The organism is Microbacterium laevaniformans, assembly GCF_016907555.1.
GTDB classification, from domain to species: domain Bacteria; phylum Actinomycetota; class Actinomycetes; order Actinomycetales; family Microbacteriaceae; genus Microbacterium; species Microbacterium laevaniformans.
Window position 1 is genome coordinate 1,509,876 of record NZ_JAFBCE010000001.1, and the last position, 20,439, is coordinate 1,530,314.

General features: G+C 68.6%; 22 protein-coding genes and 1 tRNA gene. 8 read left to right on the forward strand and 15 right to left on the reverse strand.

What is annotated here, in order from left to right; translation table 11 throughout:
• Positions 1 to 18: 18 nt before the first annotated feature.
• Together JOE53_RS07095 and JOE53_RS07100 are read left to right on the forward strand one after the other, a co-directional pair.
• Positions 19 to 1,104 (forward strand): GNAT family N-acetyltransferase, encoded by a 1,086-nt coding sequence (locus JOE53_RS07095; protein WP_204947255.1) that lies wholly within the window; start codon positions 19 to 21, stop codon positions 1,102 to 1,104.
• The gene (locus tag JOE53_RS07100) at positions 1,101 to 2,156 is read left to right on the forward strand and encodes a GNAT family N-acetyltransferase (protein ID WP_204947256.1); all 1,056 of its coding nucleotides are present in this window, start codon (positions 1,101 to 1,103) and stop codon (positions 2,154 to 2,156) included. The genes JOE53_RS07095 and JOE53_RS07100 overlap by 4 nt, the downstream gene beginning before the upstream one ends.
• A 10-nt stretch (positions 2,157 to 2,166) precedes the next feature.
• Here the strand turns inward: JOE53_RS07100 and mutM are convergent, their stop codons facing one another.
• The 6 genes from mutM to JOE53_RS07130 are packed head-to-tail and all read right to left on the reverse strand — an operon-like array spanning position 2,167 to position 7,296.
• Positions 2,167 to 3,072: a bifunctional DNA-formamidopyrimidine glycosylase/DNA-(apurinic or apyrimidinic site) lyase gene (gene mutM, locus JOE53_RS07105; RefSeq protein ID WP_204947257.1), complete on the reverse strand. Its 906-nt coding sequence runs from the start codon at positions 3,070 to 3,072 to the stop codon at positions 2,167 to 2,169.
• The gene (gene rnc / locus JOE53_RS07110) at positions 3,065 to 3,757 is read right to left on the reverse strand and encodes a ribonuclease III (protein WP_204947258.1); all 693 of its coding nucleotides are present in this window, start codon (positions 3,755 to 3,757) and stop codon (positions 3,065 to 3,067) included. The genes mutM and rnc overlap by 8 nt, the downstream gene beginning before the upstream one ends.
• A gap of 16 nt (positions 3,758 to 3,773) precedes the next feature.
• Complete coding sequence (gene rpmF, locus JOE53_RS07115; protein WP_005050211.1) at positions 3,774 to 3,983, reverse strand: 50S ribosomal protein L32; 210 nt, start codon at positions 3,981 to 3,983, stop codon at positions 3,774 to 3,776.
• A 2-nt stretch (positions 3,984 to 3,985) separates the two neighbouring features.
• Positions 3,986 to 4,534 (reverse strand): YceD family protein, encoded by a 549-nt coding sequence (locus tag JOE53_RS07120; RefSeq protein ID WP_204948189.1) that lies wholly within the window; start codon positions 4,532 to 4,534, stop codon positions 3,986 to 3,988.
• 52 nt (positions 4,535 to 4,586) lie between these two features.
• Entirely contained in the window at positions 4,587 to 5,084 is a 498-nt protein-coding gene (gene coaD, locus JOE53_RS07125) for a pantetheine-phosphate adenylyltransferase (RefSeq protein WP_204947259.1), read from the reverse strand.
• Between the two features lie 34 nt (positions 5,085 to 5,118).
• Complete coding sequence (locus JOE53_RS07130; RefSeq protein ID WP_204947260.1) at positions 5,119 to 7,296, reverse strand: ATP-dependent DNA helicase RecG; 2,178 nt, start codon at positions 7,294 to 7,296, stop codon at positions 5,119 to 5,121.
• Positions 7,297 to 7,389: 93 nt separating this feature from the next.
• On the opposite strand from JOE53_RS07130, the gene JOE53_RS07135 reads away from it, so the two are divergent.
• A complete protein-coding gene (locus tag JOE53_RS07135; protein ID WP_204947261.1) occupies positions 7,390 to 7,983 on the forward strand; it encodes a 1-acyl-sn-glycerol-3-phosphate acyltransferase in 594 nt (197 codons plus the stop codon).
• Positions 7,984 to 7,992: 9 nt separating this feature from the next.
• On the forward strand, positions 7,993 to 8,553 hold the full coding sequence (rsmD, locus tag JOE53_RS07140; protein WP_204947262.1) for a 16S rRNA (guanine(966)-N(2))-methyltransferase RsmD: 561 nt from the start codon (positions 7,993 to 7,995) through the stop codon (positions 8,551 to 8,553).
• A gap of 52 nt (positions 8,554 to 8,605) precedes the next feature.
• Here the strand turns inward: rsmD and thiL are convergent, their stop codons facing one another.
• On the reverse strand, positions 8,606 to 9,589 hold the full coding sequence (gene thiL, locus JOE53_RS07145) for a thiamine-phosphate kinase (RefSeq protein WP_271170970.1): 984 nt from the start codon (positions 9,587 to 9,589) through the stop codon (positions 8,606 to 8,608).
• 22 nt (positions 9,590 to 9,611) lie between these two features.
• Here thiL and JOE53_RS07150 point away from each other — a divergent pair, with 22 nt between their 5' ends.
• A complete protein-coding gene (locus tag JOE53_RS07150; RefSeq protein ID WP_036318211.1) occupies positions 9,612 to 10,091 on the forward strand; it encodes a DUF3515 family protein in 480 nt (159 codons plus the stop codon).
• 18 nt (positions 10,092 to 10,109) lie between these two features.
• Here JOE53_RS07150 and JOE53_RS07155 read toward each other — a convergent pair whose 3' ends face one another.
• The 7 genes from JOE53_RS07155 to JOE53_RS07185 all read right to left on the reverse strand — a co-directional run bounded on the left by JOE53_RS07155 (position 10,110) and on the right by JOE53_RS07185 (position 17,632).
• A complete protein-coding gene (locus tag JOE53_RS07155; RefSeq protein WP_204947264.1) occupies positions 10,110 to 11,192 on the reverse strand; it encodes a D-alanine--D-alanine ligase family protein in 1,083 nt (360 codons plus the stop codon).
• Positions 11,092 to 12,228: an NAD(P)H-dependent glycerol-3-phosphate dehydrogenase gene (locus tag JOE53_RS07160; protein ID WP_204947265.1), complete on the reverse strand. Its 1,137-nt coding sequence runs from the start codon at positions 12,226 to 12,228 to the stop codon at positions 11,092 to 11,094. The genes JOE53_RS07155 and JOE53_RS07160 overlap by 101 nt, the downstream gene beginning before the upstream one ends.
• Positions 12,218 to 13,006, reverse strand: a complete 789-nt coding sequence (locus JOE53_RS07165; protein WP_204947266.1) for a lysophospholipid acyltransferase family protein — start codon at positions 13,004 to 13,006, stop codon at positions 12,218 to 12,220. Before JOE53_RS07165 ends, JOE53_RS07160 begins: the two co-directional genes overlap by 11 nt.
• Positions 13,003 to 14,361, reverse strand: a complete 1,359-nt coding sequence (gene murA, locus JOE53_RS07170; RefSeq protein ID WP_204947267.1) for a UDP-N-acetylglucosamine 1-carboxyvinyltransferase — start codon at positions 14,359 to 14,361, stop codon at positions 13,003 to 13,005. The genes JOE53_RS07165 and murA overlap by 4 nt, the downstream gene beginning before the upstream one ends.
• A gap of 78 nt (positions 14,362 to 14,439) precedes the next feature.
• Positions 14,440 to 15,036, reverse strand: a complete 597-nt coding sequence (leuD, locus tag JOE53_RS07175; RefSeq protein WP_005050185.1) for a 3-isopropylmalate dehydratase small subunit — start codon at positions 15,034 to 15,036, stop codon at positions 14,440 to 14,442.
• Between the two features lies 1 nt (position 15,037).
• Complete coding sequence (gene leuC, locus JOE53_RS07180) at positions 15,038 to 16,483, reverse strand: 3-isopropylmalate dehydratase large subunit (protein ID WP_204947268.1); 1,446 nt, start codon at positions 16,481 to 16,483, stop codon at positions 15,038 to 15,040.
• Between the two features lie 150 nt (positions 16,484 to 16,633).
• Positions 16,634 to 17,632 carry a TerC family protein gene (locus tag JOE53_RS07185; protein ID WP_204947269.1) on the reverse strand — a complete coding sequence of 333 codons (999 nt, stop codon included), beginning with the start codon at positions 17,630 to 17,632 and terminating at the stop codon, positions 16,634 to 16,636.
• 200 nt (positions 17,633 to 17,832) lie between these two features.
• On the opposite strand from JOE53_RS07185, the gene JOE53_RS07190 reads away from it, so the two are divergent.
• A complete protein-coding gene (locus JOE53_RS07190; protein WP_271170969.1) occupies positions 17,833 to 18,417 on the forward strand; it encodes an RNA polymerase sigma factor in 585 nt (194 codons plus the stop codon).
• A complete protein-coding gene (locus JOE53_RS07195; protein ID WP_204947270.1) occupies positions 18,414 to 19,526 on the forward strand; it encodes a DUF4349 domain-containing protein in 1,113 nt (370 codons plus the stop codon). The genes JOE53_RS07190 and JOE53_RS07195 overlap by 4 nt, the downstream gene beginning before the upstream one ends.
• Positions 19,527 to 19,589: 63 nt before the next feature.
• On the opposite strand, the gene JOE53_RS07200 is transcribed toward JOE53_RS07195, so the two are convergent.
• A tRNA-Glu gene (locus JOE53_RS07200) sits at positions 19,590 to 19,665 on the reverse strand.
• 122 nt (positions 19,666 to 19,787) lie between these two features.
• On the opposite strand from JOE53_RS07200, the gene JOE53_RS07205 reads away from it, so the two are divergent.
• Positions 19,788 to 20,426: an MBL fold metallo-hydrolase gene (locus JOE53_RS07205; RefSeq protein ID WP_061683681.1), complete on the forward strand. Its 639-nt coding sequence runs from the start codon at positions 19,788 to 19,790 to the stop codon at positions 20,424 to 20,426.
• The last annotated feature ends 13 nt before the right edge of the window (positions 20,427 to 20,439 follow it).

The window sequence follows — 20,439 nt, forward strand, 5'->3', positions numbered from 1 at the left end:
GCATCTCAAGGACATCTCATGACCACCGCGATTCCCGGACTCCAGTTCCGCCCCCTCACGATCCCTGCCTCCATGGATGCCGGCGACGCCGCCGACTTCCGCGAGTTCACCCGTGTACGCAACCTCGTCTATCGCGAGATCGCCGGCAACGACGACGACGCGATGACGCCGGAAGAACTGCTGCCGCATTACCAGCCGGATCCGAACGAGATCCGTCGTGCGTGGGCGGTGATCGTCGACGGCGAGTTCGTCGGTCGCGTCGGCGTCGATCTGCCGCTGGAAGACGGATCTCGCACCGCCTTCTGGCTTGTCGAACTGCTCCGCTCGCACCACGGGCGCGGCATCGGATCCGCCGGCTACGCCCTGATCGAGCAGACCGCACGCGAACACGATCGCACGATCCTGCAGTCGTGGGCGCAGCATCCGGATGCCGACGGCGAGCGGATGAGTGCACCCACCGGCTACGGAACGATTCCGCGCGACCATGCGGCGCGCTTCTACCTGCGCCACGGCTACACCCTGGAACAGATCGAGCGTCAGAGCGAGCTGATCCTCGCGGGCGCCGACACGAAGATCGAGCGCCTGCTCACCGAGGCCGTGACGGCATCGGGCGGATACCGCGTCGTCCAATGGCAGGGCGTGACGCCGGTGGCGCACGTCGAGCCTTACGCCTGGATGAAGTCCCGCATGTCGACGGACGCACCAAGCGCCGATCTCGACTTCGACGAGGAGAACTGGGATGCCGAGCGGGTCGCTCGCCACGACGCCAAGTACGTCGAGTCCGGCCGCACCAAACTCGTCACCGCGGCCCAGCATGTCGACAGCGGTCACCTGGTGGCGTTCAACGAGCTCGTCCTCGGCACCGATGCGACCGGTCCGAGTCACCAGGAGGACACCCTGGTGCTTCGCGAGCACCGAGGCCATCGGCTCGGACAGCTCGTCAAGTGCGCGGGCCTGCAGACGTGGCGCCGCGACGTCGCCCCGCAGTCGCCGAAGGTCATCACCTACAACGCGGAGGAGAACCGGCCGATGCTCGACATCAACGAGCGAATCGGCTTCGTGCCCGTCGCCTACAACGGGGCATGGAAGAAGGTGCTGACGTGATCGATGTCACCGTCCGCTCCATCCGGGTACCGCACTCGATCGATGCGCCGGAGATCGTGGACCTCGAGGCGGTGCGGCAATTGCGCAATGCGCACGCCGCTCACGTGCATGGCTCGAGCGCCTATGACCTGACGCTCCCTCAGGTTCTGGCCGCGTGGCAGGATCAGTCGGATCGCCCGGTGATCGGACGTCTCGCGGAGCGCAACGGCCTCATCCTCGGTACGGCGAGCGTCGATCATCTCCCCGATGCGCAGTCTCGGACCGCGGGCGTGATGGTACGTGTGCACGCAGAACACCTCCGTCAGGGCATCGGCACGCGTCTGCTGCGCGAGGCCGAGGCCATCGCTGCCGCGCTGGGCCGCTCGGTGCTGCAGTCCTGGACCGAACACAGGCATTCCGGCGGTGCGGGCCTGCGGGCATCGACCGGATTCGGAACCGTGCCCCGCGATGCGACGGCGATGTTCGCACGGCGACGGGGGTTCCGGTTGGAGCAGGTCTATCGTCAGAGCGCCCTCGACCTCAGGTCCACTGCCTTTCACACGGATGCGCTCTGCGCGCGTGCGCGCACCCACGCCGGCGACGACTATCGCTACCTGTTCTGGCTCTCGCCCACGCCCGCAGCTCTTGCGCCCGCGCTGGCCGACCTCAAGTCGCGAATGGCCACCGACGCCCCCTCGGGCAACGTCGACGTCGAAGACGGAGAGTGGGATGCCGAGCGCATCGCACGCATCGAGGCACACGACGCCGTCGGCGGTGTGCGGCGCCTGATCGGGGCGGTGCGGCATGAGCCGCCAGGAGTGCTCGTCGCGCTGAAGGAGCTGAACGTCTCACCGGCCGATCCGACGATCGCGCACCAGAACGACACGCTCGTACGCGCGGAACATCGCGGTCGACGGCTGGGCACGTGGGTCAAGTGCGCGACCCTCGCGCGCCTGCGCGAGCTCTTTCCGCAGGTGACGCACGTCGAGACCTACAACGCCGAGGAGAATCGACCGATGCTCGTGATCAACGAGGCCATCGGGTTCACGCCGGCGTCCTGTGCCGGCGAGTGACAGAAGAGTCTCAGCTAAGCCGCTGGCAGCGTGGACAGTAGTGGCTGGACCGGTTCATGAACGATGCGCGCACGATGGGACGTCCGCATCGCGGGCAAGGCAAGCCGTCCCTGCCGTAGACGTTGAGCGAATGAGCGAAGTAGCCGGCCTGACCGTTGACATTCACATACTGCGCGTCGAAGCTGGTTCCGCCTTCGGCCAGGGCCTTCAGCAGCACGGCGCGCACCTCGGCGAACAGGCGGGTCACGTCGCGCTCGTTGAGGGCAGCGGCGGGCGACTCGGGGTGGATCCGCGCAGCCCACAGCGCCTCATCCGCGTAGATGTTCCCGACGCCGCTGAGCACGGTCTGATCGAGAAGCACGCGTTTGATCGCGGAACGCTTCGTCCGCACGCGATCCCGGACGGCGGCGTCATCGAAGGCGTCATCGAGCGGGTCTCGCCTGATGTGGGCGACCTGCGAGGGAACGAGCGCCTCGGCGCTCCCCCACCCGCCGGCATGGCCGTCGGCGGTGGGCACCAGTTCGTCGATCGCGAGGGATCCGAAGGTCCGCTGGTCGGAGAAAACCACGGCGAGCTCTCCGTGCTCAGGGTGATCGATATCGATACGCACGCGTTCGTGACGCTCCGCAGGCGCGCCCGGAGCACGCAGCAGCATCTGACCGCTCATCCCGAGGTGGGCGATGATCGCACGACGGGCCGTAGCGGATGCCGGAGCCAACGGCATCCACAGGAACTTCCCGCGCCGCGCCACACTCGCCACCCGTCGACCTACCAGTTCGCGTTCGAACGAGACGGCGTCGCCGTCGTGGCGCGTCAGCGCTCGCGGGTCCCGCGCATCGACCCCGATGATGCGGGCGCCGGCAAGCGCCGGGGCGAGTCCAGCGCGGACGACTTCGACTTCGGGAAGCTCAGGCACGATCGCTGAGAAGGCGCCAGAGCGTCAGCGCCGCAGCCATCTCCGCCTGCTTCTTGCTGGACCCGACGCCCGCCGCAGACGCCTCGCCGACGCTCACCGTCGCGGTGAACACGCGATTGTGATCGGGGCCTTCGGCGGTGATCACGTACGACGGCGGCGCGAGGGTGAGCCGCGCTGCGAGCTCCTGGAGGCTCGTCTTCGGATCCATCGCGGCGCCGTAGCGGTCGGGGTCCGCCATCAGCGGCTCGACGAGGCGCAGCACGAGTGCCGTGGCCGCTTCCGGCCCGGAGGAGAGGAATGTGGCGCCGATGACCGCTTCCATCGTGTCGGCGAGGATCGAGTCCTTGTCGCGCCCGCCGGTCTGATCCTCACCGCGTCCGAGACGCAGGTGCGCGCCCAGGTCGATACCGCGGGCGACCTCGGCGAGAGCGACGGTGGAGACCACGCTCGCCCGGCGCTTGGCCAGGGCACCCTCCTCCAGTTCAGGGTGCGTCACGAACAGGTGCACCGTCACCGCTTGACCGAGGATCGAATCCCCGAGGAACTCCAGTCTCTCGTTGTGCGGGATCCCGCCGTTCTCGTAGGCGAACGAGCGGTGTGTCAGCGCAACCGACAGAAGCTCGGGGTCGATGTCGACCCCGAGCTTGTCGGAGAGCACACGGTGCTCGATCACGGCATCCGCCATCAGATGGCCGCCGCGATCAGATGTCAGCGACCTTGCGGCCCTTGTACTCGAGGAACAGCTCGGTACCCTGCGAGTCGGTCACGACCTTCGCCTGGTGGGGACGGCTGTAGACGACCTTGCCGTTCTCGACGGTCTTGACGAGCGTGGGCGCCTCGGCCTTCCACTGTGCGCGACGCGAACGAGTGTTGGAGCGGGAGACCTTCCGCTTCGGGGGGTTACCTGCCATGGCTAGCTCTTCTCTGTATCGGTGGCGACGCGGCTCGAGGCCTCGTCGTCAGGGTCTGGGGTGAGGGCCTTCAGCGCGGCCCAGCGCTCGTCGATCGGAATCTCCGGCACGGTTCCTGCGGCCAGCCTCTCACCCGTGATGGGGTCGAGCCCCGGGCAGTCCGGCTGGCACACCGGCTGGAACGGAAGCGAGAGGACGATCGCATCCCTGACCGGAGTTTCAAGATCCACGTGGTCGTCTTGAACCTCGAAGTCGATCGCTTCCGTCCCAGGATACCCGAAGAGCTCTTGAAACTCGACTTCGACAGGCCGGGCGATGTCAGTGAGGCATCGGCCACAGACCCCGGAGTACTCGGTGTCGATCTCGGCGGTCACCAGAATGCCCTCGTGGACCGACTCGAGACGAACGCCCAGCTCGATGGGCTCACCCTCGGCAACGGAGACGAGTCCCTCGCCCCATTTCGCCGGCGCGGGGACCTCGATGTCGAACTCGCGCATCTCCCCCGCACGATGCGAGATATCGCGCACCGGGAACACGAACGGACCGCTCACATGCTTTCTGACCACCACGCAATGGTAGCCGCCTCGTGGGCAGCCGAGGCCGTCAGCCCGCCCGTGCTCCCGTGTCGAGGAAGCGGGCGACCGGCCCGGGGACGAACGGTGAGACGTCGCCACCGAGGGCGGCAACCTGACGCACGAGCGAACTCGACACCAGCGCGTGCGCAGGGTCGGGCAGCAGGAACACCGTCTCGATCTCGGCCAGGTGCCGGTTGACGATCGCCATCGGCGTCTCGTAGGCGACGTCGATCTGGGACCGGATGCCCTTGACGAGCACGCCGGCGTCGACGTCCTGGGCATAGTCGACCAGAAGCCCGACGCTCCAGGAGGCGACGACGACATTGCCTTCGACGCCTTCCTCCCCGATCGACTGCTCGAGCAGACTCAGCCGCTGTGCGATCGGCAGCATGGCCTCTTTGCCCGGGTTGTGTACGACGAGCACGTGCAGCTCGTCGTACAGGGCCGCGGCGCGGCGGATGACGTCGAGATGTCCGAGGGTCGGCGGATCGAACGAACCGGGGACCACCGCGATGCGGTTGTTCATGCCGTCAGCCTAGCGGCGTCACTTTCGAGCCCCATCAGCTCTTGGACAGGGCCGCCCGTTCCTGTTGCCCGATGCGCCGCTCGATCGCTGCGACGAGGCCGGGGTGGTCTTCGAGCATCGGGTCGCGGGAGAGCACGTCTGCCGCCGCCGCACGGGCTCGCGCGATCAGATCGGCATCCTGGACGACCCGAAGAAGCCGCAGAGAGGTGCGCGCCCCCGACTGGGTATCTCCGAGCACGTCGCCCTCTCCGCGCAGTTCGAGGTCGATCTCGGCGAGCAGGAAGCCGTCCGTCGTGGACGCGACCGCCTCCACGCGAGACCGGGCCGGCGTCCCTTCCGGCGCCTCCGTGACGAGAAGACACAAGCCGGCGACCGCACCGCGACCCACCCGCCCGCGAAGCTGGTGCAGCTGCGAGACGCCGAACCGATCGGCCTCCATGATGATCATCGTCGAGGCATTGGGCACGTCGACGCCGACTTCCACCACCGTGGTCGCCACGAGGACGTCGATCTGGCCGGCCGCGAACGCCTGCATGACGGCATCCTTCTGCTCCCCCGGCATCTTCCCGTGAAGGATCTCGACGCGCAGGCCGTCGAAGAGGGAGATGCCGTCGAGCATCTGTGAGACCTGGACGACACCCCATCGTGTGCGCGGCTGTTCGCCCTCGGGCGCGCCCACATCGACGGGAACGTCCTCCGCGGCATCCTTCGCCGTGGTACCGACGGCTTCGGCGTCGATGGCGGCACAGACGACGAAGACCTGGTGTCCGGCGGCCACCTCCTCGGCGGCGCGCTCCCACACGCGTCCGAACCAGCCGGGCTTCTCCGCGAGCGGTGCGACATGCGTCGCGATGCCCGCTCTCCCGCTCGGAAGGGTGCGAATGGTGGAAACGTCCAGGTCTCCGAACACGGTCATCGCGACCGTGCGAGGAATGGGTGTCGCGGTGAGCACCAGCACGTGCGGCGCCGTCCCCTTCGCTCGCAGCGTCTCGCGCTGCTCGACGCCGAATCGGTGCTGCTCGTCGACGACGACGAGCCCCAGGTCGGCGAACGTCGTCGACGCGCTCAGCAGGGCATGCGTTCCCACGACGATGCGCGCCTGTCCCGACGCCACCCGCAACGCCGCTTTGCGCCGTTCGGCGGCGGGCAGCTGCCCGGTCAGCAGAGTAGGCATCAGATCCGCAGCGAGCTGCGGTCCCAGCATCCGCGCGATCGAGCGCACGTGCTGCGCCGCGAGCACCTCGGTGGGGGCGATCAGCGCAGACTGCCCACCGGACTGCGCGACCTGCAGCATGGCGCGCAGCGCCACGAGCGTCTTTCCCGAACCGACCTCTCCCTGAACAAGACGGTTCATCGGCCACGGACCTTCCAGATCGGCGGCGATCTGCGCACCGACAGCCTCCTGGTCGGGGGTCCGGGTGAACGGCAGGCGCGAATCGAAGTCGTCCAACAGTGCGCCGCCCGGACGCGAGGTCGCGGCCATCGCCCGCACGGTCTGCCGCTGCTGGAGCAGCGCGGTCTGCAGGATGAACGCCTCGTGCATGCGCAGCGTACGCCGCGCGTCGTCGATCTGCTCGAAGCTCTCAGGCGCGTGGATCCGCCGCAGAGCCGTGGTCGCATCGAGCAGACCCTCATCGGCGCGCAGGGAGTCGGGCAGCGGGTCGGAGACCGGCGCCAACGCAGCCAGCACCGTGGCGACGGCCTTCTGCACCTGCCATGTCGCCACCGTGCTGGTCGCCGGGTAGATGGGAATCGGGGTGTGCTGCTGCGCCTGGGCGTTCAACCTCGCCGCGTCGGCATCGTCGAAGAGCGTGTAATCGGGATGAGCCAGCTGCTGGTGCCCCTGGAACTGGCCGACCTTCCCCGAGAACATCCCCTGACGGCCCACCTGGAGATCGTTGGCGCGCCACGCCTGGTTGAAGAACGTGAGCGTCAGTGCTCCCGCGCCGTCGCTGATCACGACCTCGAGAAGAGAACCGCGCCGTTGACGCATCTGTCGCGACGACACCGAGCGCACTTCCGCGACGATCGTGACCTGCTCGCCCAGCGGCAGCGAGTCGATCGGCGTGAGCTCGCCGCGTCGGGCGTATCGCCGCGGGTAGTGCGTCAGGAGATCGGCCACCGTGCTCATGCCGAATGCCCGATCGAACAGCTTCGCGGTCGCAGCTCCCAGCGCATCGACAAGAGCGGTGTCGAGCGTGATCGCGGGCATGCTCCGAGTCTATTGAGGCCCACCGACGCCGTAGCCGTCCCCGGGCGATCAGACATGCACGGATCATCCAGGAGACACCCGTAGAGTCGGCTCGTGATCCGCCGCACCGTTGCCCGCGTGTTCTGGTCGTGCAGCCGGTGGCGGCTGGCGACGACCCCCGCTCCGGAGCGCCCCACCGTACTCATCGGCGCGCCGCACACGTCCAACTGGGACTTCGTGTTCATGCTCGCCATCTCGTGGCGTCTGGGGATGCGCATCCACTGGCTCGGCAAGGACACGCTCTTCCGCGGCTGGCGACGACCCGTCATGAACGCTCTCGGCGGCATCCCCGTCGACCGTGCCGACGCAGGCCGCGTGGTCGAGGACATCGTCGCCCGCATTCGCGCCGGGGAGGTCTTCGGCCTCGTGGTCACTCCCGACGGCACCCGCGGGCGCAACGCGTTCTGGAAGAACGGCTTCTACCGCATCGCCCGCGAGACCGGCATGCCGCTGACGCTCGGCTACGTCGACCGTACGACGATGACGACCGGGCTCGGGCCGACCCTCGCTCTCACGGGGGACGTGGCCCGCGACATGGACGCGATCCGTGCCTTCTACGCCGACAAGGCGGGCTTTCGACCAGAGCGCCGCACCGAGCCCCGGCTCCGCGACGAGACGGGCGCGGCGGGTCCGTCAGACCACGGTTAGGGTGAACACGTGACGCGCATCATCTCCGGAGCCGCCGGTTCTCTCACGCTCGGTGTCCCGGATGCCGGGACGCGCCCGACCAGCGACCGCGTGCGTGAATCGCTCTTCGGCGCTCTCGACGCGGCCGACATCGTCGACGGAGCCGCCGTGCTGGATCTTTTCGCCGGTTCGGGCGCCCTCGGGCTCGAGGCAGCCAGCCGGGGCGCGGCATCCGTCGATCTCGTCGAGAAGGCGCCGCGCGCCGCGGCCGTCGCCGACCGCAACGCTCGCACCGTCGCGAAGGTGCTCCCGGGCACGCCGATCCGAGTGCACCGCAGCTCCGTCGAGGCGTACCTGCGGGCCACCGCCCGCACGTTTGATCTCGTTTTCATCGATCCGCCGTACGACCTCGCCGACACCGAACTCGCTCGCGTGCTGGAAATGCTCGCGCCGCGACTGGCGCCCGACGCGCTCGTGGTCGTCGAGCGCGCGACCCGCTCCGGCGCCCCCACGCTGCCCGACGCGCTGCAGTACGAGCGCGACAAGAGCTACGGCGACACGACGCTGTGGTGGGTACGCCCGCAGTCCTGAGACGACGGCGATCGCCCGCGCCGTCGCCGCGGTGCGCGGCGCCTCGGCCGCATCAGCCGCGGGCCGCGTCCCAGTCCCGGTGCGGATCCCACCCGCCGACGCCGGCTGACGACGCACCTCCGACGGTGACGTGTGGCGTCGCGTCGGCGATCACGGTGCCGACACGCCGGAAACCCTCCGGCAGGGCGGCTCCGGATGGGAACGTGGCGAGCAGCTCGTGATCCTCCCCGCCTCGAAGCGCCATGTCGTCCAGCTCCGGGCTCAGATCGATCCGCACGCCGGACGCTTCCGCCATACGCGTCGCATCCAGCAGAAGTCCGTCGGACACGTCCATCATCGCGGTCGCGCCCGACCGCGCGGCCAGAGGGCCGAGCGCGAGCGGCGGGCGCGGACGCAGCTGGGCAGCGAGATCGGCGCGCTCACGGTCGGTGAGGACCGACGGATCGACGGCGAGGGGGCGGCCCTCGGCATCCCGGAATCGATCGAACAGCAGGGCGAGCCCCCGTGCTGCCGCGCCGAGCTCACCCGTGACGGCGACGATGTCGCCCGGACGCGCTCCCGAACGCAGCACGGCCGCTTCGCCGTCCAGTGAGCCCAGCACCGTCACCGCGATCGTCAGCGTGTCGGATGCCGCGAGATCCCCACCCTCCACCGCGCATCCCGGCGCGAGTGCGTCGCACGCCGCCCGCAGTCCGCGCGCGAGAGCCTCGACGAACGCGACCGGCGTGTCATCGGGAAGCGTGAGAGCCACCACCAGCGCGGTCGGGCGGGCGCCCATCGCGGCGATGTCGGAGAGGTTGACCGCGGCGGCCTTCCAGCCCAGGTCCTCCCCGCTCGACCACGCGAGCCGGAAATCGGGGCCGTGCACGAGCGTGTCGGTCGAGACCACGACGCGGCCGTCCGGAGCCGCCAGCACCGCGGCATCGTCGCCGGGCCCGACGAGCGCGCGCGACGAGCCGTCGAGGACGGTGAAGATGCGCGACAAGAGCTGCCGCTCCCCCAGGTCGCGGACGGTCGGGGCGATCGGTGTGCTCACCGCTCCACGGTAGCCTGGAGTGATGTCCCGCTCGCGCCTGATCGTCGCCCCTCTGAGCGTGGCAGTGGCGCTCGGCATCGCCCTCGGTACCGCCGGCTGCAGCTCCACCGTCTCGATGACACCGGCGAAGGGAGCCAACGACCCGGCATGTGCGGCGGTGACCTCTCGTCTGCCGGCCACCGTCGACGGCCAGCCGCGCCGATGGACCGACGCCCAGGCCACGGGTGCGTGGGGCAGCCCCGCCAGCGTCCTGCTGACGTGCGGGCTCGACGCGCCGGGACCGTCGACGCTCGTCTGCCAGACCGTCGACGGCATCGACTGGCTGATGGATGATTCCGAGGCGCCGAAGTACCGGTTCACCACGTTCGGCCGTACCCCCGCGGTGCAGGTGTACCTCGACTATGACGTCGTCAGCGGACGCGACGTGCTCAGCGCACTGTCCTCCGCTGTACAGCAGCTGCCCACGGATGGCCGCAGCTGCATCGCCCGCCCGTCCTCCTAAGACGATCCGTGCCGGTCGTCAGCGCACGCGCGCGAGATCGATCAGCTCGCTGATGAGGTCGCGGTAGCTCATTCCCGTCGCGATCCAGCACTTCGGAAACATCGAGATGGGCGTGAACCCCGGCATCGTGTTCACCTCGTTGACGAAGAACTCGGTTCCGGTGAAGAAGAAGTCGACTCGAGCCAGACCCTCGCCGCCCAGCGCCTCGAACGCACGGGCAGCGACGCGCTGCATCTCGGCGAGCTCACCGCCCTGCAGCCGGGCGGGGCAGACGAGCTCGATGCCGGCGGCATCGAGGTACTTCGCCTCGAAGTCGTAGAAGTCCCGTCCCGTGATCACGATCTCACCGGCGACGCTGACACGCGGGGCGTCGCCGTCTCGACCGGCAAGCACGCCGCATTCGACCTCGCGGCCGACGACCGCCTGCTCGACCAGCACCGTGCCGTCTTCCGCGAAGGCGGTCGCCAGAGCGGCATCCAGCTCGCTCCACTCGGACACCTTCGACACGCCGACGCTCGACCCGGCGCGGGCCGGCTTGACGAACGCCGGCAGCCCGAGCGCGCGGATGCGCCGGTGCCACAGGTCGCGGTCACGCGCCAGCGCCGCCTCGGTGACGGTGACCCAGGGAACGACGGGAACGCCGGCAGCCTTCAGAACGCTCTTGGTGGTGTGCTTGTCCATGCCGATCGCCGACATCAGCAGCCCAGCGCCGACGTAGGGCAGATCGAGCAGCTCGAGGAAGCCCTGGATCGTGCCGTCCTCGCCGAAGCGGCCGTGCAGGATCGGGAAGACGACGTCGATGTCGCCGAGCGAGCGGATGCCGTCGGCATCCTGAACGCGCAGCTCACGGGAGCGGATGGAGTCCGGCCACAGGATGCGCGTGCCGTTGTCGACGACTTCCGGCAGACGTTCCGGGTTGAGTGCGAACTTGTCGGGGTCGTCGTCTTCGAGCACGAAAGCGCCGTCGCGCGTGATGCCTACCGGGATGACGTCGAAGCGATCACGGTCGATCGCCCGAAGCACGCCGCCCGCCGTCGCGGAGCTGATCGCGTGCTCGCTGGAACGCCCTCCGAAGAGCACCGCCACTACCGCTTTGTCCATGCTGGGTCCTCTCGCCCGTGGGCTTGTCGTCGTCGGTGGTCAGATGCGGCGCGATGTCGCGAGGATTCATCGTGCCGTCCAGAACCATCTTGACCTGTTCCACGATGGGCATCTGGACGCCGGAGGCGCGGGCCAGCTGCAGCACCGGTGCCACCGAGGCGAGTCCCTCGGCGGTTTGGTTCATCTGCTTCACGACGTCCTGGAAGCTGTAGCCCTGGCCGAGGAGTCGCCCGGCGGTGTTGTTGCGGCTCAGCGGAGACTGACACGTCGCGATCAGGTCGCCGAGACCGGCCAGCCCCTGCAGCGTCTCCGGCTGAGCGCCCTGGGCCACGGCGAAGTCGGTCATCTCCACGAGACCGCGCGTGATGATGGAGGCCTTCGTGTTCTCGCCGTAACCGACGCCGTCGACGATGCCGATCGCGACGGCGATGAGGTTCTTCAGCACACCGCCGAACTCGGTGCCGATCACATCCGTGTTCACGAAAGTCCGGAAGTAGACGTTGCGAGCGCGCCGGGCGACCGCCTCGGCCGTGTCACGGCTGGTGGAGGAGATGACGGCTGCCGTGGGCTGCTCCCGGGCGATCTCGAGCGCAAGGTTCGGGCCGGACGCGACGGCGATGCGGGCCGGGTCGCAGTGCAGCTCCTCGACGATCACCTCGCTCATCCGCCGCCCGCTGCGCTTCTCGACGCCCTTCATCAACGACACGATCGGGGCATCGGTGTCGCGCACCAGGGGGCGCACCGCCTTCAGATTCTGCCGGAGGGCCTGGCTCGAGATCGCGAGGTAGACCTGCGACGCACCCTCCAGCGCCTCCGAGAGGTGCGTCGTCGCCGACATCGTGCGCGGCAGGTTGATGCCGGGCAGGTACTCGCTGTTACGGTGCCCTTCCTGGATCTCCTGGGCGAGCTCCGCGCGGCGAGCCCACATCACCACGTGAGCACCGCCGTCGGCGAGCACCTTGCCGAACGTGGTTCCCCAGCTGCCCGAGCCGATCACCGCGACCCGCGGCAATGCCGACTCGCCCCTACGCGTCAAGGCGGCCCGTCTCGTTCTGCCCGTGCGCAGACGGGTTCCACCGTTCGCTCGGCGGCCGTTCATCGCGCAAGGTGCCCAACAGCGCAGCGATGTCGGCCATCACGGCATCGGTGGCGGCGATGAGGTTCGCAGACCCCGTCGCGCCGGGGCCGGTGAAGGCCGAGAGGTCGGTCGCCGGGCCGAGGGCAAGGCGAACGCGACGGCGCGGCGGCCAGAAGCGGAGCTTGCCGTACCGCGGGAGGATCTGCTGCACGCCCCACGTCGCCGCCGGGATGACGGGAATCGGCTCACCGGCGGCCAGCGCGAGGCGCACCGCGCCGGTCTTGCCGCGCATGGGCCACATGTCGGGGTCACGCGTGAGCGAGCCCTCCGGGTAGACGATGACGCCGCGGCCATGGGTCACCAGATCCTCCGACTGCTGAAGGGTCTGCTTCGCCGCGGCCGACGACGAGGCCCGGGCGACCGGGACCATGCCGGTCGCGCGCAAGGCCGCCCCGAGCACGGGAACGCGGAACAGGCTCTCCTTCGCCATGAACCGCGGTGCGCGGCCCATACGCCACGTGCCCACCGCGATGATCAGCGGATCGAACTCGCTGTAGTGATTCGGGGCCAGCACGTAGGGGCCTTCCGCCGGAAGGTGCTCCGCACCGCTGATCTCGATCTTCGCGAACCAGCCGACCGCCGGCACGATGATGGCCGCGAGCGGCCAGAAGACCGACGGACGCGTCTTCTCCGGAGAGGCCCGGCGCCGCGGCGCCGGGCGCGCCGTGCCCGTCATCCGACGACGTCGAAGTCGGCGCCGAGGATCGTGAGCTTCTCGAGGAACTTCTCATATCCGCGACGAATGATGTCGACGCCCGCCACGCGCGAACGCCCCTGCGCCGCCAACGCCGCGATCACATAGCTGTAGCCGCCGCGGAGGTCCGGAACGACCACATCGGCGCCGTGCAGCGGCGTCGGACCGGTGATCACCGCGGCCTGCTCCAGCGCGCGGCGCGCCACGCGCCGGTCGGGGCTGGCGATGCCCTCGGGGTGCACGACGATGTCGGCACCCATCTTGTTCAGAGCCTGCGTGAAGCCGAGCCGGTTCTCATAGACGGTCTCGTGCACCGTCGAGACGCCCTCGGCCTGCGTCAGGGCCACGATGAGCGGCTGCTGCCAGTCGGTCATGAATCCCGGGTGGACGTCCGTCTCGACGACGACGGGCTTCAGGGATCCCCCGCGGCGGAAGCGGATGCCGTCCTCGTGGATGTCGAAGTCGCCGCCCACCTTGCGGAAGACGTTGAGGAAGGTGAGCATCTCCTGCTGCTTGGCTCCACCGACGAAGATGTCGCCGTCGGTGGCCAGGGCCGCGCACGCCCACGATGCGGCTTCGTTGCGGTCGAAGATGCTCCGGTGGTCGTAGCCGCGAAGGGTGTCGACGCCTTCGATGAAGATGACGCGGTTGGGCTCGTAGGAGATGATCGCGCCCATCTTCTGCAGCACGGCGATCAGATCCATGATCTCGGGCTCGATCGCGGCGTTTCGCAGCTCGGTCGTGCCCTTCGCGCGCACCGCGGTCAGCAGGACCTGCTCGGTGGCGCCCACGCTGGGGTACGGCAGGGCGATGTTCGCGCCTTTGAGTCCGTTCGGCGCGGAAAGCCGGATGCCGCTGGGCAGCTTGTCGATGGTCGCACCGAAGGCGCGCAGAGCGTCGAGGTGGAAGTCGATCGGACGGTCGCCGATGCGACATCCGCCGAGATCCGGAATGAACGCCTGCCCGAGCAGATGCAGCAGCGGGCCGCAGAAGAGGATCGGGATACGGGACGCGCCGGCGTGCGCGTCGATCTCTTCCATGTGCGCGGAGACCGCACCGCGCGGGTCGAGACGCAGGACCCCTTCGCCCTCATCGGTGACGGTGACCCCGTGCACCTCCAGCAGAGAGCGCACGACCTTCACATCGCTGATGTCGGGGACATCGCGCAGCACGCTCTCGGACTCCCCGAGCAGCGCCGCCACCATCGCCTTGGTCGCGAGGTTCTTCGCGCCCTTCACCTCGACGCGCCCCTTCAGCGGCCGTCCTCCGCGGATCTCGAGGACCGAAACCTCGCCTCCGGCGGGTGTCGACGCCGAAGCGCTCAGAAGGGTGTTCATGGATCGGACCTCACAGTGTGTGTCGAGGACGGGGAAGCGAAAGACAGATGATCGGCGCCGGTGAAGGCGCGATCCGTCCTAGCGAACGGGGAGCGTCCGCGGGCGCCACGCCTCGCGGCGCGCCTCGAACTGCGCGATCTTGTCCTCATTGCGCAGAGTCAGCCCGATGTCGTCCAGACCTTCGAGGAGCCTCCACCTAGTGTAATCGTCGATCTCGAACGAGACCCGGAGCTCGCCGATCACCGCCGTGCGCTCGAGAAGGTCGACCGTCATCTCGATCCCCGGCTGCGCCTCGATCTGGGCCCAGATGGCCTCCACGTCGGCCTCGGAGATCACACCGGTGACCAGGCCTTGCTTGCCCGCATTGCCCCGGAAGATGTCGGCGAACTTCGGGCTCAGCACGACCTGGAAGCCGTAGTCGCGCAGGGCCCAGACGGCGTGTTCGCGGCTCGAGCCGGTACCGAAGTCCGGGCCCGCCACGAGGATCGAGGCGCGCGCGAACGCCGGCTGGTTGAGGACGAAATCAGGGTCCTGACGCCAGTTGGCGAACAGTGCGTCTTCGAAGCCCGTCTTGGTGACGCGCTTGAGATAGACGGCGGGGATGATCTGGTCGGTGTCGACCGCGGACCGCGTCAGCGCGGCGGCGATACCGGTGTGCGTCGTGAACTTCTCCATGTCAGGCCTCGACCTTCTCGACGGCGGGCAGATCGGACGGGCTGGCGAGCCGCCCCAGCACCGCCGTCGCGGCGGCCACCAGCGGCGAGACGAGGTGAGTGCGGCCGCCCTTGCCCTGACGTCCTTCGAAGTTGCGGTTGCTCGTGGATGCGCACCGCTCCCCGGGGGCCAACTGGTCGGGGTTCATCCCGAGACACATCGAACAACCCGCGAAACGCCACTCCGCACCGAACGCGGTGAAGACCTTGTCGAGCCCCTCCGCCTCCGCTTCCAGACGTACCCGCGCCGAGCCGGGGACGACCATGACGCGGACGCCGTCGGCCTTGTGGCGGCCCTCGATGACCGAGGCGAAGGCGCGCAGATCTTCGATGCGGCTGTTCGTGCAGGAACCCATGAAGACGGCATCCACCGTCACGTCCTTCAGCGGTGTCCCGGCGGCAAGGTCCATGTACGCGAGGGCGCGCTCGGCGGCCGCGCGCTCATTGGCGTCCGCGAAGGATGCCGGGTCGGGCACGACGTCACTCAGTGAGACGCCCTGGCCGGGGTTGGTGCCCCACGTGACGAAGGGCTCGAGCTCGTTCGCGTCGAGGAAGACCTCGGCGTCGTAGACCGCGCCCTCGTCGCTCGGGAGAGTCCGCCAGTAGGCGACGGCGTCGTCCCAGTCCTGACCCTGCGGAGCGTGCGGCTTGTCCTTGACGTAGGCGAACGTGGTCTCGTCCGGGGCGATCATGCCGGCGCGGGCCCCGGCCTCGATCGACATGTTGCACATCGTCATCCGGCCCTCCATCGACAGCGACCGGATGGCGCTGCCGCGGAACTCGAGCACATAGCCTTGGCCACCGTTCGCGCCGATCTTGGCGATGATGGCGAGGATGATGTCCTTCGCGGTCACTCCCGGCTTCAGCTCTCCCTCGACCGTGATGGCCATCGTCTTGAAGGGCTTCAGCGGCAGCGTCTGCGTCGCCAGAACGTGCTCGACCTCGCTGGTACCGATACCGAAGGCCATGGCGCCGAAAGCACCGTGCGTCGAGGTGTGACTGTCGCCGCAGACGACCGTGATCCCTGGCATGGTCAGACCCAGTTGGGGGCCGACGACGTGGACGATGCCCTGCTCCTTGTCGCCGAGGGAGTGCAGCCGTACGCCGAACTCCTCGGCGTTTCGGCGCAGGGTCTCGATCTGCGTGCGGCTGGTGAGATCGGCGATCGGCTTGTCGATCTCGAGCGTGGGCGTGTTGTGGTCCTCGGTCGCGATCGTCAGGTCGAGCCGGCGCACCGGACGCCCCTCGGCGCGGAGGCCGTCGAACGCCTGCGGGCTGGTCACTTCGTGCACGAGGTGCAGGTCGATGTAGATCAGGTCGGGCTGCCCCTCTTCGCCCTTCACCACGAGGTGGTCGTCCCAGACCTTCTCGGCGAGGGTCCGCGGGCGGTCGGGAATCGTTGTGCTCATGCTGTCTCGTTCTCCAGATAAGGGGATCAAGCCCGCGACGGACTCCGCGACGAGAGAGGGCTCAGAACGAGGTCTCGTCGCGGCGGCTAAGGAGGAGGCGAGCGATCCGCACCGGCTCAGACTACCACCGCGACGATCGGCGCCGGATCGTCACTGCTCGTCGAGCGTGACGTCGCGCCCTTCCCTCCGCGCCGCGATGAGGCTCGCCCCCGTCGCGACGACCATCGAGACGACGATGACGCCGAGCGACATCCACGTCGAGATGTCGGGCGCCCACGCGATGTTCTCGCCGCCGTTGATGAACGGCAGCTCATTCTCGTGCATCGCGTGCGCGATGAGCTTGACACCGATGAAGGCGAGGATGAAGGCGATGCCGTAGTGCAGGTACTTCAGACGGTCGAGAAGGTCGCCGAGCAGGAAGTAGAGCTGGCGCAGGCCCATCAGCGCGAAGATGTTCGCCGTGAAGACGATGAAGGGGCTCTGCGTGATGCCGAAGATCGCCGGGATCGAGTCGAGCGCGAACAGCAGGTCGGTCATGCCGATCGCGACGAACACGATGATCATCGGGGTGAACATGCGCTTGCCGTCGACGAGCGTGCGCACCTTCGGACCGTCGTAGTCCTCGCTGATGTCGATCGTGCGACGCAGCAGCCGCACGACGACGGACTCCTTCTTGATCTCCTCGTCGTGGTCGCCGCCCGGGAACGCCTGCCTCCACGCGGTGTAGATGAGGAAGGCGCCGAAGATGTAGAACACCCAGCTGAACTGCTCGATGATGGCGGCCCCGGCCAGGATGAACAGTCCGCGGAGGACCAGCGCGATGATGATGCCCACCATCAGCACCTTCTGCTGGTAGCGCCGCGGCACGGAGAACTGGCTCATGATGAGCACGAAGACGAAGAGGTTGTCGATCGACAGGCTGTACTCGGTGAGCCAGCCGGCGACGAACTGGCCGGCGTACTCCCCGCCGGCGAACAGCCACATCAGTCCCGCGAAGATCAGCGCGAGAGTGACGTAGAAGACGACCCAGAGGCTCGACTCCTTGGGCGTCGGAATGTGCGGCCTCTGTGCGATGAGGGCGAGATCGGCGACGAGGATCAGCACCAGAACGATCAGCGAACCGATCTCGAACCAGACGGGGAGGTCCATGCAGGCCTTTCGAGGGGATGACGAAACGTCGAAAGTCTCTCCCCCGTCAGCAGTGCTGCGGCGCGCGCCCGGGAACCCGACGTCGGGCCCGTGGTGACGGGCGCGCGAGAACGGGATACTCCCTCTCGCTGCGACCAGGATACCGGCTTCGAGGATGCCGAGTTCTCTGAGACGATTCGCCGCTCGCGGACACTCATCCAGTGAGAGACGATGAGGACACCACGACCGACCACTCCGGCCTGCGCACCGACGCGGAGCTGGTCGCGGCCGCGGCCGCGGGCAGCGACCTCGCCTTCCGTACGCTCTATCGCTCCTACGTGCGCGCCGTCTACGCCGTCGCGCACGCGCTGGTGGGCACGGCGACCGATGCCGAGGACGTCACGCAGGAGACGTTCCTCGTGGCGTGGCGCAAGATCGGCGCTCTGCAGCTGGAGAGCGAATCCCTCCTGCCGTGGCTCGTCACCATCTGCCGCTTCCAGGCCGCGAACCGCGTCCGGCGTCAGAAGCGCGACCGCGAGCACCTGGCGACAGGAGTCGACGAGACCCTTCCGGCGACGATCGATGTCGAGCGTGCGGTCATCGACGCCGACCTCGCCGATCGGATCGCGGCTCAGCTGTCGACGCTCGGCGAACTGGATCAGGAGATCTTCCGCCTGTGCGCGGCCGAGGGCTACGGCTACCGCGAAGCCGCCGACCGACTCGGCGTCAGTCATGGTGCGGTCCGAAACCGCCTCTCCCGCATCCGCAGCTCGCTGCGCACCACCATCACCTCGGAGGGGTCATGACCACGGAAGACAACGCACTGCCCGAGCTCGCCGACGACCGTGTCGAAGTCATTGAGCAGCGACTCTTCGCCCAGATCGCGGAGGAACGCAGCGCCCAGTGGCAGAAGGCGGAGAGGGAGCGTGCGCGCGCCGTGCGCCGCGGACGTCTCTGGATGGGCGGTGCCGCCGCAGCGGCGCTCGTCGCGGTGTCAGCGATCATCGCTCCGTCCGTGCTGCACGGAGTCTCCGGCTCGTCGGGAGCGTCGTCCCTGACGTCCGTCTCGCTGGAGGCTGGCAGCGCGATCGCCACCGCCCCGGACACCCGCGCCGAGGGCATGAGCGGCGCAGACTCCTCAGGCGGCGGGGCAGCCTCCGCTGGTACTGCTGCGGTGAACACCGCGGACCGGCAGATCGCCGTGAGCGCGTCCGCCACCGTGGACGTGCAGAACGCGGCATCCGCGGCGCAGGCGATCGCGACGGCGGCAGCTGATGCGGGCGGATACGTCGAATCTCAGAGCACGGGGACCTCGCCCGGGCAACCGGCCGCTCCGCTGCCCGACATGGGCAAGATGATGCCCGCTCCGGCGAGCGCCTGGATCACGGTTCGGGTCCCCGCCGATGCGCTGTCACAGGTCGTGAAAGGACTGTCCACACTCGGCACCGTCACCGCATCGCAGACCGACCGGCGGGACGTGACGACCGAGACCCTCGATCTTCGAGCTCGTGTCAGCGCGCTGGAGACCTCGGTCGCGCGCCTGACCGACCTCATGAAGCAGTCGAGCTCGACGGCCGATCTCATCGCCGCTGAGTCCGCGCTCTCCGAACGCCAATCGGAGCTCGACTCCCTGCGTCAGCAGTTGACCTGGACCGAGTCGCAGGTCGCGATGTCGACGCTCACGGTCTCGCTCGTGGAGCCGTCCCCCGCCGTGACCGCCGACCCGGCCGGCTTCGGCGATGGCGTCGCGGCCGGGTGGAACAGACTCATCGCCACGCTCAACGCCCTGGTCGTCGCGGTCGGGTTCCTGCTCCCGTGGCTCGGCGTGGGGCTCGTCGTCACAACCGTCGTGGTGCTCGCCGTGCGAGCGCGTCGACGCCGTCACAGCCGACGGAACGCTTCGGCGGAGAGGTGATCGGTTCCACGACGACGGCGGTGACGCACAGAAGCCCGGTCCGTCTGGACCGGGCTTCTGTCGTGGTGACCCCAGCGGGATTCGAACCCGCGTTACCGCCGTGAGAGGGCGGCGTACTAGGCCGCTATACGATGGGGCCGTACCTTTTTCGCTGCGTAAGCAACCGTTCGATTATGCCATGACGATCGACGCCTCACCAAATCGAGACCGGACCGGGCGCCCGGCTTGCCCCGATCGCACGACAGGCGTTGACTGAGCGACATGCGCGTCACCAAACACGAACACGCCTGCCTGCGTCTGGAGCGCGAGGGCAGCCAGCTGATCATCGATCCGGGAACCTTCACGCTTCCGCTGCAGGATCTCGCCGGGACCGTCGGAGTCGTGCTCACCCACGAACACCCCGACCACTGGACGCCCGAGCATCTCCGCCGCATCCGGGAGCACGCGTCCGACGTGCCGATCTACGGCCCCCAGGGCGTCGCAGACGCGGCCGCCGAGTTCGGCCTCACCGTCGTCGCTCCCGGGGACGCCGTGACGGTCGGCCCCTTCTCGCTCCGCTTCTTCGGCGGGCGCCACGCCGTCATCCACGAGTCGATCCCTGTGGTCGACAACGTGGGCGTGCTGGTCGACGAGGAGTTCTACTACCCCGGCGACTCCTACGCCGTCCCCGCGGGCGCGGACGTCCGGCTGCTCGCCGCCCCCGTCGGCGCTCCGTGGCTGAAGGTCGGCGAGGCCATGGACTTCGTCCTCGCCGTGAAGCCGGAGCACTCGTTCGCGACGCACGACATGACGCTGTCCCGCATCGGGCTCGACATGCACCGCGGGCGTCTGCACTGGGCCACCGAACAGGGCGGCGGACGGTTCAGTCCCCTCGATCCGGGCGACGCGATCGATCTCTGACACCCCGAAGACG

Excerpts from the sequence above, each read along its gene's own strand:
- rpmF (WP_005050211.1), bottom strand. The coding sequence starts at position 3,983 with ATGGCAGGTAACCCCCCGAAGCGGAAGGTCTCCCGCTCCAACACTCGT.
- leuD (WP_005050185.1), bottom strand. The coding sequence starts at position 15,036 with ATGGAGAAGTTCACGACGCACACCGGTATCGCCGCCGCGCTGACGCGG.
- rnc (WP_204947258.1), bottom strand. The coding sequence starts at position 3,757 with ATGGCGGATGCCGTGATCGAGCACCGTGTGCTCTCCGACAAGCTCGGG.
- JOE53_RS07130 (WP_204947260.1), bottom strand. The coding sequence starts at position 7,296 with ATGCCCGCGATCACGCTCGACACCGCTCTTGTCGATGCGCTGGGAGCT.
- JOE53_RS07155 (WP_204947264.1), bottom strand. The coding sequence starts at position 11,192 with ATGGACAAAGCGGTAGTGGCGGTGCTCTTCGGAGGGCGTTCCAGCGAG.
- leuC (WP_204947268.1), bottom strand. The coding sequence starts at position 16,483 with ATGAGCACAACGATTCCCGACCGCCCGCGGACCCTCGCCGAGAAGGTC.
- JOE53_RS07165 (WP_204947266.1), bottom strand. The coding sequence starts at position 13,006 with ATGACGGGCACGGCGCGCCCGGCGCCGCGGCGCCGGGCCTCTCCGGAG.
- JOE53_RS07095 (WP_204947255.1), top strand. The coding sequence starts at position 19 with ATGACCACCGCGATTCCCGGACTCCAGTTCCGCCCCCTCACGATCCCT.
- murA (WP_204947267.1), bottom strand. The coding sequence starts at position 14,361 with ATGAACACCCTTCTGAGCGCTTCGGCGTCGACACCCGCCGGAGGCGAG.
- JOE53_RS07150 (WP_036318211.1), top strand. The coding sequence starts at position 9,612 with ATGTCCCGCTCGCGCCTGATCGTCGCCCCTCTGAGCGTGGCAGTGGCG.
- JOE53_RS07195 (WP_204947270.1), top strand. The coding sequence starts at position 18,414 with ATGACCACGGAAGACAACGCACTGCCCGAGCTCGCCGACGACCGTGTC.
- JOE53_RS07185 (WP_204947269.1), bottom strand. The coding sequence starts at position 17,632 with ATGGACCTCCCCGTCTGGTTCGAGATCGGTTCGCTGATCGTTCTGGTG.
- coaD (WP_204947259.1), bottom strand. The coding sequence starts at position 5,084 with ATGAACAACCGCATCGCGGTGGTCCCCGGTTCGTTCGATCCGCCGACC.
- JOE53_RS07205 (WP_061683681.1), top strand. The coding sequence starts at position 19,788 with ATGCGCGTCACCAAACACGAACACGCCTGCCTGCGTCTGGAGCGCGAG.